The sequence below is a fragment of the Bacillaceae bacterium S4-13-56 genome (assembly GCA_040191315.1).
GTDB lineage: Bacteria > Bacillota > Bacilli > Bacillales > JAWJLM01 > JAWJLM01.
On the sequence record JAWJLM010000032.1, the window covers coordinates 17,596 to 30,681 of the forward strand.

The 13,086-nt window shown below is 37.1% G+C and carries 13 protein-coding genes; 6 read left to right on the forward strand and 7 right to left on the reverse strand.

All coding sequences use genetic code 11. The annotated features are described in order from the left end of the window. The first annotated feature begins 68 nt into the window (after positions 1-68). Positions 69-764 carry a DUF421 domain-containing protein gene (locus RZN25_10120; protein MEQ6377175.1) on the forward strand — a complete coding sequence of 232 codons (696 nt, stop codon included), beginning with the start codon at positions 69-71 and terminating at the stop codon, positions 762-764. Positions 765-807: 43 nt separating this feature from the next. Here the strand turns inward: RZN25_10120 and RZN25_10125 are convergent, their stop codons facing one another. The 7 genes from RZN25_10125 to RZN25_10155 all read right to left on the reverse strand — a co-directional run bounded on the left by RZN25_10125 (position 808) and on the right by RZN25_10155 (position 7,660). Further along, the gene (locus RZN25_10125; GenBank protein ID MEQ6377176.1) at positions 808-1,902 is read right to left on the reverse strand and encodes a PRK06851 family protein; all 1,095 of its coding nucleotides are present in this window, start codon (positions 1,900-1,902) and stop codon (positions 808-810) included. A gap of 77 nt (positions 1,903-1,979) precedes the next feature. Continuing rightward, the gene (locus tag RZN25_10130; protein ID MEQ6377177.1) at positions 1,980-2,879 is read right to left on the reverse strand and encodes a Gfo/Idh/MocA family oxidoreductase; all 900 of its coding nucleotides are present in this window, start codon (positions 2,877-2,879) and stop codon (positions 1,980-1,982) included. Between the two features lie 286 nt (positions 2,880-3,165). Continuing rightward, complete coding sequence (locus RZN25_10135) at positions 3,166-3,978, reverse strand: energy-coupling factor transporter transmembrane component T (protein MEQ6377178.1); 813 nt, start codon at positions 3,976-3,978, stop codon at positions 3,166-3,168. Next, positions 3,975-4,832 (reverse strand): energy-coupling factor transporter ATPase, encoded by an 858-nt coding sequence (locus RZN25_10140; GenBank protein ID MEQ6377179.1) that lies wholly within the window; start codon positions 4,830-4,832, stop codon positions 3,975-3,977. Before RZN25_10140 ends, RZN25_10135 begins: the two co-directional genes overlap by 4 nt. Beyond that, on the reverse strand, positions 4,808-5,635 hold the full coding sequence (locus RZN25_10145) for an energy-coupling factor transporter ATPase (protein ID MEQ6377180.1): 828 nt from the start codon (positions 5,633-5,635) through the stop codon (positions 4,808-4,810). Before RZN25_10145 ends, RZN25_10140 begins: the two co-directional genes overlap by 25 nt. Positions 5,636-5,650: 15 nt before the next feature. Beyond that, positions 5,651-6,589 (reverse strand): 1,4-dihydroxy-2-naphthoate polyprenyltransferase, encoded by a 939-nt coding sequence (gene menA, locus RZN25_10150; GenBank protein ID MEQ6377181.1) that lies wholly within the window; start codon positions 6,587-6,589, stop codon positions 5,651-5,653. Positions 6,590-6,616: 27 nt separating this feature from the next. Further along, the gene (locus RZN25_10155) at positions 6,617-7,660 is read right to left on the reverse strand and encodes an FAD:protein FMN transferase (GenBank protein ID MEQ6377182.1); all 1,044 of its coding nucleotides are present in this window, start codon (positions 7,658-7,660) and stop codon (positions 6,617-6,619) included. Between the two features lie 424 nt (positions 7,661-8,084). Here RZN25_10155 and RZN25_10160 point away from each other — a divergent pair, with 424 nt between their 5' ends. The 5 genes from RZN25_10160 to RZN25_10180 all read left to right on the forward strand — a co-directional run bounded on the left by RZN25_10160 (position 8,085) and on the right by RZN25_10180 (position 12,697). Then, positions 8,085-9,998: an NAD(P)/FAD-dependent oxidoreductase gene (locus tag RZN25_10160; protein ID MEQ6377183.1), complete on the forward strand. Its 1,914-nt coding sequence runs from the start codon at positions 8,085-8,087 to the stop codon at positions 9,996-9,998. A 131-nt stretch (positions 9,999-10,129) separates the two neighbouring features. Further along, entirely contained in the window at positions 10,130-10,543 is a 414-nt protein-coding gene (locus RZN25_10165) for a NusG domain II-containing protein (protein MEQ6377184.1), read from the forward strand. A gap of 55 nt (positions 10,544-10,598) precedes the next feature. Further along, positions 10,599-11,156, forward strand: coding sequence for a Gx transporter family protein (locus RZN25_10170; GenBank protein ID MEQ6377185.1), 558 nt, complete (start codon positions 10,599-10,601; stop codon positions 11,154-11,156). A 4-nt stretch (positions 11,157-11,160) separates the two neighbouring features. Further along, positions 11,161-12,141 carry a polyprenyl synthetase family protein gene (locus RZN25_10175; protein ID MEQ6377186.1) on the forward strand — a complete coding sequence of 327 codons (981 nt, stop codon included), beginning with the start codon at positions 11,161-11,163 and terminating at the stop codon, positions 12,139-12,141. 265 nt (positions 12,142-12,406) lie between these two features. Beyond that, the gene (locus RZN25_10180) at positions 12,407-12,697 is read left to right on the forward strand and encodes a hypothetical protein (protein MEQ6377187.1); all 291 of its coding nucleotides are present in this window, start codon (positions 12,407-12,409) and stop codon (positions 12,695-12,697) included. The last annotated feature ends 389 nt before the right edge of the window (positions 12,698-13,086 follow it).

Below are 13,086 nucleotides of genomic sequence, written 5' to 3' on the forward strand. Positions count from 1 at the left end.
GTAACTTTACGAATAAGCAAACAAAGCAAACAAAAAATATACTATCACAAACAAAAGGTGGTTTTTTTATGAGCATATCCGAATTATTAATAAGACTCACCATAGGATTTGTCGGGTTATTTGTACTTACAAGAATTATGGGTAGAAAAGAAATAAGCCAAATGACTTTTTTTAATTTTGTTTCTGCAATTGCTATTGGATCTTTAACTTCAATGCTTATCCTTAGTCAAAATCTTAGTATTAGAAATGGTATGATAGCACTCGTTGGATGGACCATTTTTACTCTTGTTATGGATACTATTGATATAAAGTCAAAATCCGCAAGAAAAGTCACTACGGGAGATCCCATTATTGTAATTAAGGACGGTAAAATTGTAGAGAGAGCGCTGAAGAAAAGTAGGTTAGATGTGGATTCTCTTATGGCCATGCTACGCCAGAAGAATGTATTTTCCTTAAACGATGTGGATTATGCAGTTTTTGAAACAAACGGAAAAATCTCGGTTATGAAAAATATAGAACAGCAGGCTGCAACTAAAAAGGATATAAACAAAATTTCTTCAGCGAAAGTTTATCCTATCCCCACTGAAGTTATTTCAGATGGAAAAATACTAACCAAAAATCTTGAAAAGCTAAACCTTGACCAAAATTGGTTACAACAAGAATTATCTAAAGCTGGAATAGAGACAGTGGATAATGTTTTTTTTGCACAAGTTTTGCAGGATGGAACACTTCACATCGACCAGGATAATAGACGGGTTCATTAAACATCTAAAGCCCCCGCTTTGTTATAAGCGAGGGCTCCTTTTGTTACTCTTGTAATTCCTTTATCTTTTGATTTAGTTTTTCGAAATACTGGTCAACAAGGGAAAAATCAACTGCTTTTATATAAATATCTTCTAATTGATCATGAAGGACTTTTGCGGTTTTTAAATGCTCCATTCCTTCTTTCATCTTTTGTTTATATCGTTGATTGAAGTATGCAATTTCCTCGCCGTATTTTTCATCTGTTCCTGGAGTAACCGCTTTTTCGTAAACATCTACTATTTCATCCCCATGTCTACTAGGAAAATACTCGTGGGGATCGGTGCTATCAAAAACACATACCCCTAACTCTCGGATGAGCACCATATCCATACTTTCCGGGTCAAAGCCGCAGTGATAAAGTTCAACATCAAAGTGCCGATCTTCAGCTTCTTGAGCCAGCTTTTTTAACATCGTTGATTTGCCCGTCCCTGCACGGCCTTTTATAAAAAATCGTTTGTTTAAACCCTCCGTAATATTCGGTATGAAATCCATCACTCCTTTGGGAGTCGATGCTCCGAAAAAGCGATGGCGAGTAATTCCCTCACCAACCTCACTTTTTTGACCAGTGAAAATAAGATCAATTAGTTTTTCCGTTAACTTATTAGCTTTTTCAAAATCCATTTCGTTAATATAAATTTCCTCAAGTTCATCGTGAATCCAAAGACCTTTCTCGAATAAATCGTAAGCTTTTGAATAATAGGTAGACAACTCAGTTTGTATGTCCACAATCTTTTCCTTACTCTCACGCAATAGATTGGAATCCCAAGCATCACCTAAATTAATATAGTTTTCAATGGCTCCTGGTGCCTTTGGTTCTAGAACATGTGGTGCTGTTGCATCGAACACTCCAAATTTAAGAGAAGGAATAATGATACCATCTAAGGAATCTGGATCGGATGAACAATGAAGCTCCTCGATATCAAATCCTTTTTCATTCCATACTTTTGCGATCTTTTTCATCATGGTGGACTTTCCTGTTCCTGGACCACCTTTTATTAGGTAGATATGCTCCATACCTTGCATATTTGATTCAAACAGATTGTAAAAACCTTTAGCTGTATTTCCACCTGCAAAGTAGTGCGTTATTTCCCCTGCCATAGGACACTCTCCTTTGTGAGGTAATCTACATTAACTTATGCACCTTTTTCAAAATAGGTGAATGACCTATAAAATTCTTATTCGAAAGATTGTACAATTTTCTCCGCAATCAAATGACTTTTTAAATCTCGGTCATAGTCTAATAGTTGAAGATCATTTTGCCGTACTCTCGTTAGAAACTCTTCAATAACCCCATAAAAACCCCTCTTTTGTAGAGTTGGTTCCCAATCATTCGATTCATGAGTCAAAACTTTCTTATCTTTAAAGGAAAAAACTTCATTAACATTGGTCACCATTCGCGTTTCCTCTGAACTTATTACTTCTACTTTTTCTTGAGTTGTTCCAGCCTCTCTATTCATAACACCAATCGCTGTACCCTCTCTCGCCTCCAGCTGCAGTGAAACATGATGAAGTAACCCATTATGGATTTTCCCATGAACATGGAAATTTTCCACATGATAGGGAAATAAGTAAAGTAAAGTATCAATCACATGAATAAAATCATCAAATATGAAGGTTCTTGGATCTGTAGCAAGATTAGCACGATTTTTTTGAATGAGTACCATATTTGGATTCTGTACTTCTTTTACCTTTTGATAAGGGGGAGCAAAGCGTCGATTAAAACCAACCTTTAAAATAAGACCTTTATTTTTAGCTTTGTTCATAAGACGTTCTGACGAAGCAGCATTATATGTAATTGGTTTATCAACGTAAACGTGGATGCCGTGGTCAAGTAATTGATCAACGATTCTCTCATGTGATTCTGTAGAAGAATGAACAAAAGCAGCCTCCATACCACAATTCAGCCAATCATTTATATGATTGTATGTATTTTTAATTCGGTGCTTTTCTTTTATTTCTTGCAAAGTCTCAAGATTTCGCGTGCAAATATGCAATTCAATATTCACGGTTTGCGTAAGTATGGGTAAATAAGCTTTTTTAGCAATATCACCAATTCCAATCATTCCTATTTTCACTAGAAAAACCTCCCTTAATGTATTTAACAATATTTCCTTTTCTATCACAGTATTCTAAAGTTTTCTCCCTGAAGTTAGAAAGGTTTTATGCTTTTTTATTCTATCAACCGACTAAAGTAACAGTGAAACTTCAATCAGTGGTCGTCCCCACGATTGTTAACACCTAAAGGTCCTTGAACCAATCGGACATGAACCGGTTTTTGCTTAAGATTTGGGGTGGGGTATGAATGCCTGTTCATGCGAGATAAATTTTGATAGTATAAAAAGCCCCTAATTTTTCATTGACTTAAATATGTTCAAATCCATTTGCTCTCAAAATAAAAAGGGCAATAGTCAGAATAATCATTACAACAAGACAGCCGGTATCGTGTTTTTGCCAGACAAGTTGACGAAAGGTTGAACGTTTTCCCCCGGATTGATACCCACGCACTTCCATTCCATTGGCCATATCCTCTGCACGATTTAATGAACTTACAAACAAAGGAAGAAAAATTGGAACTAGGGATTTCATTTGTTGAAACAACGAGCCTTCCCCAAATTCAGTACCTCGAGCACGCTGGGCATCCATTACCTTTTGTGTTTCATCTAAAAGATTGGGAATAAAGCGTAAAGAAATAGAAAGCATTAAGGATAGCTCATCCACAGGAACTTTAAATACTTTTAAAGGGCGTAACAGATAGTTAATCCCATCAGTGAGATCAATAGGCTTTGTTGTCAAGGTAAGTACTGTTGAAATAAATACAATTAAAACAAATCGACAGAAAATATAAAAACCCATTTCAAGTCCATAAGAGGATATCGTAATTGGTCCCCAATCGACATAAATAGTTCCTCCAGCTGTAAAAATAATTTGAAGGAAAACGGTAAAAAGAATAAGCCAAATCAGCGGGCGTACTCCTTTAATATAAATACGAAAAGAAACGCCAGACATCCTCATCACAAATAAGGTAAAGGCCCAGAGTATAGCATAGGTTTGCCAATTATTAGCTAAAAATAAGATTAATATAAAATAAATACCAGAAGCGAGTTTTGCACGCGGGTCCATAAGATGGAGAATAGATCCCCCTGGGAAATACCTTCCTAAGATAAGCTGGTTCATACGAGCCCCACCTCGATTAGTTCATCTGCAAGTTCTTCCACGGTTAGACAAGTCTTTGAGAAACGAACGCCCATTTCTTCTTCAATACTCAATTGCAGTTTTCTTGCATTAGGAACATCAACATTCCATTGTTTCAGTTTTTCAACCTCACGAAATATTTCTCGAACGGGTCCATGCATCACAACTTTTCCATGATCCATCACAAGAACATCGTTAGCATAACGTGCCACATCATCCATATCATGAGTCACCAAAACAGTAGTAAGATTTCTTTCTTTATGCCAAAAGGTTAATAACCCCATTATTTCCTTTTTCCCTTTTGGATCAAGTCCAGCACCCGGCTCATCTAGAACTAGCACATCAGGTTCCATGGCTAACACACCCGCAATGGCTACTCTCCTCTTTTGGCCACCTGATAAAGAAAAAGGTGATTTTGATAAAATATCAGGTTCTAAACCAACTAGTTTAATTACATCATATGCAATTTTACGTGCTTCATCCATAGATTTGCCGAAGTTCATAGGTCCGAAGCAAATATCCTTTTCTACCGTTTCCGCAAAAAGTTGTGATTCAGGAAACTGAAACACCATACCAACCTTTTTTCTCACGTTTTTCAATGCCTTTTTATCCTTTTGTTGATTAATAATAAGGTTTCCTACCTTTACTTCTCCCTCACAAGGAATAAGGAGCCCGTTCATAACTTTTAACAGACTTGATTTTCCTGAACCTGTATGACCAATCACAGCCGTAAAGGAATTAGGAGGTAGGACTAAATCTATAGAATCAAGAACTCGTGGTGTTCTAATAGGCCCAATGACATAGTCTGCTGTTACACCGGTAAATGTGATTTGCATATCCACTTCACCATTTCTTCTTCTGACATATAAATTGGAGGAACTTTTCTCCCTCTACGTTCGAGCTCTCTTCGAAGTTTCTCTCCTAAAGGAGCTTCTAGACCCGTGCATTCTGAAAAAATCACCCTTGGATCTCCATCCTTCACAATCCGGCCGGACTCTAGCATGATGACCCTGTCAGAATGAGCAGCCTCATTCATATCATGGGTAATCGATATAATTGTAATATTTTCTTTCTCTTGTAATTGTCTAAGAGTACCTAGTACTTCTCGTCTACTCTTTGGATCCAACATAACTAATGCTTCATCTAAAACAAGGATTGATGGTTTAAAAGCAAGGATCCCAGCAATAGCAACTCGTTGCTTTTGTCCCCCAGATAGTCTAGAAGGATCATGAAACCTGAATTGTGTTAATCCAACCATACCTAACGCTCGATCGACGTTCTCCTTCATTTCCTCATAGGGCATATTTATATTTTCTAACCCAAAGGCAATATCGTCCTGGACAGAGGTACCTACAAATTGATGATCTGGATTTTGAAAGACTAAACCAATATGTCTTCGAGCTTCCCATTTCGTTTGATCAGACATAGGAACTCCTGCTATAGAAACTTTGCCGCGATGGGGTTCTAATAGACCAACTAACAACTGTGCTAAAGTAGATTTGCCGGATCCGTTGTGACCAATGACGGCCAGCCATTCCCCTTGTGTTAAGGAAAACGTGATATCAGACAAAGTCTCTTCCGTTTTTCGCTGGTCATAACGAAAGGAAAGATTTTGGACCTCAAGGACCGGTGCTTCCATCCGAACCCCTCCTCTCTATAACAAAAATGAAATAAGTAAGAAAGCTACGATAGAGCTATTCACTAATATAAGGTTTTTAACAGCCACAAAAAAAGTTTCTGACTTTTCCTGTTTTCGATTAAACAGTCTTACATGCTTATACACTGGAATCGCTATAACTAAAGTGAAAAGCATGATAGTTGGAAGTAAGCGGAATAACACAGCCACTATAATAGCACCGAATGTAGCTAAATACAGCAAATCAAATAACCAAATGGAATATTTCTTTCCCAAATAATAAGGTAACGTATAACGGCGATTCACAATATCATCTTCTAAATCACAGATATTGTTAGCAAGCATTAGATTTGCAATAGTAAAGACACACGGTAAGGAAACAATGATAATTTCTATGATTTTAATAATATCAGCCTCAAAGCTAATGGTTCTTCCTTGCCATACTAACTGTGCAATTCCTTGATCAAAGGCATTCACATACACAATGAGGAAAATAATACCAAATCCCATCGTCGCACCTGAGAAAACCTCTCCTAATGGCATTCTGGAGAAAGGAATAGGACCAAAAGTGTACAATATTCCTATGGAAAAACATACAACTCCAATGAGTAAAACGAGTAAATCCGTTCGGAAAACTAACCAAACTCCTAACCCTGTCGCTGTAAAGAAAAGGGTAAAAATAGTAGTAATAACCACCCATTCAGGTATATTCTGTTGGCCAATAATGTTTCTCTTTTTCCTGTAATCTCTGTCTTTTGCCGTCTTAAAGTCCATATAATTGTTAATGGCCGTAGTAGTCAAATCAATCAACAACATCGAAAAAAAGAAAATTAAAGTGTTCATCGGTTGAAATGTGTCATAGCGAAAATAGACGAAAAGACATCCTATTAAAAAAGGAAATACACTAGCAATCTTTGTTTGAATTTCTACTAGTTTTAAAAATGAGTTAATGGACATTTTTAGCCCTCCTCTTCCAGTCTGACCTTAGTTCCCCATCGTGAACTCATCATTTGTAATTTCAAAATTCTTTAATCCTTTGGTTATATATACTTTTTTATCAAAGGTTACGAAAACAGCCTCTACACCCTCCATATTTTCTAAATGTTTTAGTCCATCCCCTAACCCTTTCGAGAAAATGGTAGTTGAGAGTGCATCTCCATCAATAGAATATTTACTAATAATAGATACACCAGCAATATCTCCTTCAAATGGATATCCATCCGCTGGATTTAATAAGTGATGATATCTTACTCCATTCACTTCTATATAACGTTCATAGACACCAGATGTTACGATAGAAAGGTCTGATGCTGGAAAAATGCCAATCGTTTTCCCTCGGGCCGAAAAAGGATCTTGTATCCCGGTTCTCCATGGATTTCCAGATGGATTATTCCCCATAACGTAGATATTGCCCCCCAAGTCCACAATTGCAGTCGTTACATTTTCTTCTCTTAAAACTTTAACTGCCTCATCTGCAATAAATCCCTTAGCAATCGCTCCTAAGTCGAGCTTCATTCCTCTCTCTTTTAGAAAAACGGTCTTTTCTTCTTCATTTAATACAACATTTTCGTAATTTATCTTTGGTAAAACCACATCGATTTCTGATTGCTCCGGTTTTCTGGCATCATCAAAGCCAATATGCCATAATCTAGTTAATGGCCCAATGGTAATATCGAAGGAGCCATCGGCATCTGAACTATATCGTTTACCTTCCTTAATAAGTCGGAATACATCATCGGAGACTCTAACAGGTTCTATCCCGGCACTATCATTGACAATATCAATCTCTGAATCTTGTTCTTCAGGACTAATTTGATTCGCAAGTTCTTGGATCCTAGCAATGGCCTTTTCTACAGCTGCTCCTTTTTCTTCATCATAAACCTTTACTGTCACAACTGTACCCATTAAAAAAGCAGTTTGTTTATAAGGTTCTTTAAGGAGTTTTACTGATTGCCCTTGAGCAGCAGAACAGCCGGCTACCAACATTATCATAAGGCTCAGAACAGTTATTAATGTTTTTCTCTTCATATTTTTCAGAACCCTTCTTAGTGAAAATAAATACATAATTTATATATATCATGTTGGAATGAAAACAAATCATTGTATAAATACGCATAAATTCCTCTTTCCAATCATGATTGTGAACTTATTCACATTTCAATGTGAGTATATCACCGGACCCTTCTCCTGTCTAGGTATTTCCTCCTTTTATCCCCCTTTCCATATGTCAATTTCTGTTTAAAAAACCTATTAAGTCAACGTTTTTCATTGGTCCTGTAAATATGTATAGAAATCGAACTTTTCTCGCTACCTAGTATTTGTTTCTAATTTGTGAACAGTTGAGCAAATTTTGATTTTCTTTAAGAAAATCCATAGACAGTTTAAAAATCACAAGTTAAAATATGTATAGATTGTTCAACATTTCACATAAAGTATAAAAGGAAGTGAGCTTATGGCTGAGAAAGAGATAATTATTATCGGAGCAGGTTATGCGGGGTTGCGTGCTGCAAAAAATCTAGCAAAAAAATATAAAAAAGACCCTTCCGTATCCATTACATTAATAGATAGACATTCCTATCATACAATGATGACAGAATTGCACGAAGTAGCCGGTAACCGTGTAGAACCTCACGCTGTTCAGTTAGATCTAAGAAGATTATTCAACCGTTCGAAAGTAAACTTGGTGACTGATAATGTCACAGGAGTAGACCACAATTCAAAAATTGTTCATACAGAACACGGATCCTACTCCTACGATTATCTTATACTTGGTATGGGAGGAGAACCGAATGATTTCGGTACTCCAGGAGTTAAGGAACATGCGTTTACCCTTTGGTCTTGGGAAGATGCTGTAGAAATTAAAGAACATATCTTAAAAACCGTTTTAGAAGCCTCTAAAATCCATGATGAGAAAAAGCGTAAAGCAATGCTTACCTTTACTGTCTGTGGTTCAGGGTTCACTGGCATTGAAATGGCGGGAGAACTATTAGAATGGCGAGATAGATTGGCCAGAGACCACAAGCTTGATCCAGACGAAATTACCATTTATGTAGTAGAAGCTGCCCCAACGATTCTTAATATGCTTAATCGTAAGGATGCAGGAAAAGCAGAAGCCTACTTAATGAAAAAAGGCGTACAAATTCTTAAAAATTCACCAATTGTAGAAGTTAAAGCAGAATCTATCATCCTTAAATCTGGTAGTGAACTTCCAACTCAAACTCTCATTTGGACTGCAGGTGTTCAAGGAAACAGAGACGTAAAGGAATACGGAATGAGTGAAGGCTGTGGAGGACGTATTAAAGTAAACGAGTATATGGAGTCCGTTGACCTTGAAAATGTGTATGTTGTTGGTGACTTAGCTTACTTTGAAGAAGAACCTGGAACGCCTACCCCACAAATAGTTGAGGCTGCTGAACAAACGGCAAAGACGGCTGTTCGATCTATCATTTCAGAAATCAGCGGTGGGGACAAAGAGCCTTTTAAATCTAATTATCATGGATTAATGGTCTCTATTGGAGCAAGATATGGCGTTGCGGATGTTGGAGGAATGCACCTTAGTGGTTGGTTCTCTAACCTAGTAAAACACATGGTAAACCTTTGGTATTTCTTCGGAATCCGAAGTGGCTATTATATGTTTCATTATATAATGCATGAATTTTTCCACACGAAAGATAAACGTAATATATTCAGAGACTTTATATCCCGATATGGAAATGTTCTTTGGAGTTTACCTCTTCGAATTTATCTAGGACTCTTCTGGATTATCGAAGGTTGTATTAAGCTTTGGGGAGAAGATAAATGGAGCGAAGCAACCTCTAGTATATCTAGTCTACCAAAACTATTCACAGGTCTAGGAGAACAATCCTGGTTGGTAGGTTCAACGGTTAGAATGCCATTTGATTGGTTACTAACCACTACAAGTGGGGCAAGTGAAGCTGCTGGCGGAACAACAGAATGGACGGAACCAATTATCAGTCATGTACCTGGGATCTTTGCTTGGGTAATGGAGATATTCCTCCCAACACCAGAAATGGCTATCTTGGTACAAAAAATCATGGTATTTGTTGAAATTGGGTTAGGTCTTGCCCTTCTCGTTGGATTATTTACATGGTTAGTTGGGGCAGCCAGTGCTGTCTTTATTGGAATATTTACTTTGTCAGCAATGTTAGGCTGGGAGCAATTCTGGGTATTACCTGCTTCTATCGCTCTTATGAATGGTTCCGGACGTTCCATTGGTTTAGATTACTGGGTTGTTCCCTTCCTTCAACGATTTGCAGGTAACTGGTGGTATGGCAAGGAACAATCTATCTATATTGATCAAGGAAAAGCTGTACCAAGGAACAAAAAACAGCAAAAAGCCTCCTAACCCCTGTGGATGGATTTCATAGATATTCAAGTGAAGCCCTTCACATATATCGATAACTCACTCCTTCCGAGAGGTAGCTCCTTCTTCCTCTCGGACTATAAAAAATGAATGAAGCAAAGGAGAGAAAAGACATGAAGGGCTATCTAGAAATGATTAAACCTTTTGACATAATCATTGTAATTACACTAATCTTAATGTCTTTTCTACCTTTTGCTATTTTCACCGTCCAACAAGGAGAAGCAGAAGGTACAAATTTGGTTGCGGTTATAAAAGTAGAAAATGAAGTAATTAAGACAATCCCACTTACTGGACATGAAGGCGTTGAAATCTTCGATGTGTATCCACATCCTGATGAGGTCAATACAATTGAAGTAAATGGAGAGAAAATTAGAGTAAAAGCCGCCAATTGTCCGGACCAAGTCGACGTGTTAACAGGGTATATATCTAGACCAGGGGAAACTATTGTATGCCTTCCTCACAAAATGGTTATAGAAATACAATCTGATAATGGATATATAGAAGATGAAATAATCATTAGCTCTTAATTGAAAAGCGATAGCACACTTGGGTTGTATAATTCAAAAGGGAGAGGGATTGCCTATGACTAAAAATCAACGCCTTGTTTATATCGCTTTATTAGCAGCACAAGCTGTCATTATTAGTTTACTAGAAAGGGCAATTCCTTTCCCTTTTGCTATTGCTCCCGGTGCAAAACTAGGTTTAGCCAACATTATTACTCTTATGGCCTTATACACTCTTTCCACTATAGATACAGCAAAGGTAATAGGAACACGTTTAATATTAGCTGCTCTTTTAGGCGGAACCATATCTACTTTAATGTATAGTTCTGCAGGAGCTGTTTTAAGTTTTATAGGAATGTGGGCAGTGAAAAAGCTTGGTCCTACTCGTGTAAGCATTATTGGAGTGAGTGTTACAGGCGCTATGCTACATAACGTCGGTCAGCTAATGATTGCTTCTTGGATTGCACAAACCTGGACAGTTATGCTCTACTTACCTATTTTATCCGTTGTTGGAATTTTATCAGGAATTGCAGTAGGAATTGTAGCTAATTATCTGATTTCTCATGTGGAAAAGCTCCATTATTATAAAGATTTGCAAGAGATCAAAGTATCTCATTATCAAATAGAAAGAGGTTAGAGCGATGCGTGTACATCAAATGTGGAATTCTTACCCTGAACTAAAAACTGACTTAGGCATGGTGCTTACACTCATTGATTCCCATGTTAATGTTCGTGATAGAACGGTTGAAACCATAATAAAAGAATTAATTTATTCTGGAGGAAAATTACTAAGACCTGCCTACTCCCTTCTTTGTTCTCAAATTGGACCAAAAATGGATAAGGACCGCGCAATAGCCGTTGCCGCAGCATTGGAAACATTACACATGGCCACCCTAGTCCATGATGATGTTATAGATGAAGCAGAAACACGACACGGAAATCCAACCATTCATACTCGGCAAGGAAACAAATTTGCTGTTTACTCTGGGGACTATCTTTTCTGTATCTGTTTTTCTATTCTTTCAAGGTATTCTAAGTCCTTAGCCCATTTGGAATTCAATTCAAGAAGTATGGAACGAATCTTAAATGGTGAACTAAATCAATGGAACTCACGCTACCAATCTACTCCCTCTATAAGAAACTATTTATCTCGTGTTTCTGGAAAAACGGCTCAATTATTTGCAGTAAGCTGCTATTCAGGAGCAATGGAAAGTGAAGCTGAACGAAGAGACGCAATGAATGCCTGGAATATGGGACATTACATCGGGATGGCCTTTCAAATTATGGATGACATCTTAGATTTTAAGAGTGACAGTAAAATTCTTGGTAAACCAGCAATGGCAGATCTTAAACAAGGAGTCTATACCCTACCATTAATTTACGCAATGCAGGATGATCCAACCCCTTTCATTCCTTTACTTGACAAAAAAGAAGATATGACTGAGGAAGATATTTGGGAAATCACAAAGTTAATTCATCAAAATATGGGTGTTGAAAAAGCCCATAATCTAGCAAAACGATATACAGAGAAAGCACTTATTCAATTGGAAAAACTCCCAGTTGGCGACTACAAGAAAACCCTATGGGATATCACATCCCACTTGCTACAAAGAACAGCTTAATGGATGTTTGATTGATAGATATCCTCCCCCTTCTACCCTGTATGAAACCCTATCATACGGGGTATTTACTTGGATTTGGATATTCTTTTAACAACATCAGTTGCTACAATCGACATCTCCTTATTGAACATTCGTCTCCTTCTTGCAAAAAATCTTCCTACTCTATCCGATGTACTATTTTTGAAAATGTTTTTCGAATAAAAAAGGCATCCTAATAAAGCAACCAAACTGTCTCTATGTTATGCTTGTGGGGAGGAGGATTCGAATGAAACCAATTGCAAAACAAGTCTATGTAGAGGTAGAAAGAGGGATTGCCTCGAGACAACAGTATTATAATCCTAAGGAACATGAGCTTATTTTATATAAAGACCGATTGGAATCATCCAAAGAAACATTTTATTTACAGGATGTGTTAGATCTTTCCTATCGAAAATTTAATGATAATTTCGGATTATTTTATATACATTCCAATCGTGGTGTTTTTCCCTTTCAAGTAAAAATGAACCCAGCTAGTTTTATCGAATACTTTAAGAAAGTTAAAACTGAACTTCTTTGAAGACCTTGATACTAGATAATATAGCCAAACATAATGACTCTAATCGTATGATTTAGCATCTTCACTGTTTTGAATTATTGTTCACAATTCACGAAGGATAAAACAGCTATCAAGAAGTTCGTTCCTTTCACTTTTGTTTTTGCGCGTGATAGTATTTTCTTATATCCGATTCTAATTCATTTAATGATACCATCTACACCTGGGGAGCCCCTTTGTTTACTTTAAGTTACTTGAATGCTTCCAAAGATTATCGTCTTCAATAACTCTACTGATTTAATTGATACCACCTTGTTCTCTCCTATCCATGTCGGCATCCTTACGCACTCCTCAGCTGATAATATTAAAAAACAGCCAACCGGTTTCAACGATTAGCTGTTTTTTATAATAAT

Bases quoted from the DNA above. Each gene is read 5' to 3' on its own strand.
- RZN25_10120 (MEQ6377175.1), top strand. From the start codon at position 69: ATGAGCATATCCGAATTATTAATAAGACTCACCATAGGATTTGTCGGG.
- RZN25_10125 (MEQ6377176.1), bottom strand. From the start codon at position 1,902: ATGGCAGGGGAAATAACGCACTACTTTGCAGGTGGAAATACAGCTAAA.
- RZN25_10135 (MEQ6377178.1), bottom strand. From the start codon at position 3,978: ATGAACCAGCTTATCTTAGGAAGGTATTTCCCAGGGGGATCTATTCTC.
- RZN25_10140 (MEQ6377179.1), bottom strand. From the start codon at position 4,832: ATGCAAATCACATTTACCGGTGTAACAGCAGACTATGTCATTGGGCCT.
- RZN25_10145 (MEQ6377180.1), bottom strand. From the start codon at position 5,635: ATGGAAGCACCGGTCCTTGAGGTCCAAAATCTTTCCTTTCGTTATGAC.
- menA (MEQ6377181.1), bottom strand. From the start codon at position 6,589: ATGTCCATTAACTCATTTTTAAAACTAGTAGAAATTCAAACAAAGATT.
- RZN25_10155 (MEQ6377182.1), bottom strand. From the start codon at position 7,660: ATGAAGAGAAAAACATTAATAACTGTTCTGAGCCTTATGATAATGTTG.
- RZN25_10160 (MEQ6377183.1), top strand. From the start codon at position 8,085: ATGGCTGAGAAAGAGATAATTATTATCGGAGCAGGTTATGCGGGGTTG.
- RZN25_10165 (MEQ6377184.1), top strand. From the start codon at position 10,130: ATGAAGGGCTATCTAGAAATGATTAAACCTTTTGACATAATCATTGTA.
- RZN25_10170 (MEQ6377185.1), top strand. From the start codon at position 10,599: ATGACTAAAAATCAACGCCTTGTTTATATCGCTTTATTAGCAGCACAA.
- RZN25_10175 (MEQ6377186.1), top strand. From the start codon at position 11,161: ATGCGTGTACATCAAATGTGGAATTCTTACCCTGAACTAAAAACTGAC.
- RZN25_10180 (MEQ6377187.1), top strand. From the start codon at position 12,407: ATGAAACCAATTGCAAAACAAGTCTATGTAGAGGTAGAAAGAGGGATT.